Source organism: Clavibacter lycopersici (assembly GCF_003576405.1).
In the GTDB taxonomy this organism is placed as follows: domain Bacteria; phylum Actinomycetota; class Actinomycetes; order Actinomycetales; family Microbacteriaceae; genus Clavibacter; species Clavibacter lycopersici.
This window is the reverse complement of sequence record NZ_QWGT01000425.1, coordinates 1-1,087: the sequence shown is the minus strand read 5'-3', so window position 1 is coordinate 1,087 and position 1,087 is coordinate 1. Positions and strand designations below refer to the sequence as shown.

Here is a 1,087-nt window from a genome sequence, read left to right as displayed (position 1 = left end):
TCGAAGCCCGCCGGTCCCTACGGGGAGCGCCTGCCGGAGCCGGGCGGATCCGACGCCCCCGAGCCGACCGCGCCGCCCACCTCGACCGACCGGCCGGTGGGCGAGCAGGGCACGACCGGGGCCTGATCCCCGCGCCGCCCGCGCCCGCCCCGTGGCTAGGCGCGACCGGCCATCCAGGCCTCGACCTCGTCGGCCGTGCGGGGGATCCCCGCGGACAGGTTCTCCGCGCCGTCGCGCGTCACGAGGATGTCGTCCTCGATGCGCACCCCGATGCCGCGGAAGCGCTCCGGGACCGTGAGGTCGTCGGGCTGGAAGTAGAGGCCCGGCTCGATGGTGAAGACCATGCCGGCCTCGACGATCCCGTCGATGTACATGTCGCGACGGGCCTGCGCGCAGTCGTGCACGTCGAGCCCGAGGTGGTGGCTCGTGCCGTGCACCATGTAGCGGCGGTGGTGCTGGTTGTCGGCCTCGAGCGCCTCCTCGGCGCTGACGGGGAGCATCCCCCAGCCGGCCACGCGGTGCGCGATGACCTCCATCGCCGCCGCGTGCACCTCGCGGAAGCGGATGCCCGGGCGCACGATCGCGAGGGCCGCATCGGCCGCCTCGCGCACGGCCTCGTAGACCTCGCGCTGCACGTCGGTGAACGTGCCCGAGACGGGCAGCGTGCGCGTGATGTCGGCCGTGTAGTAGCTGTCGAGCTCGACGCCGGCGTCGATGAGGATCAGGTCGCCGGGGTTCACACGGCCGTCGTTGCGGGTCCAGTGCAGGATGCAGGCGTGCGGGCCCGATGCCGCGATGGTGTCGTAGCCGACCGCGTTGCCGTCGGCACGGGCGCGCGCGTTGAAGACGCCCTCGATGACGCGCTCGCCGCGCGCGTGCGCGACGACGGCGGGCATGTCGGCGATCACGTCGGAGAACCCGCGGCCCGTGGTGTCGACGGCCTCGCGCATCTGCTGGATCTCGTAGGCGTCCTTGACCAGGCGCAGCTCGGAGGCGTCGCGGGCGAGGAGGGCGTCGCCGTCGGCGGCATCCGCGGCCTCGGCGTCGGCGGCAGCGGCGGCGCGGGTCGCGTCGACGCGCTCGGCGA

General features: G+C 74.4%; 1 protein-coding gene. It reads right to left on the bottom strand.

From position 1 onward, the window contains the following. Positions 1-155: 155 nt before the first annotated feature. On the bottom strand, positions 156-1,087 hold a 932-nt coding region (locus DZG00_RS15690; protein WP_233550172.1), incomplete at its 5' end, for a M24B family metallopeptidase.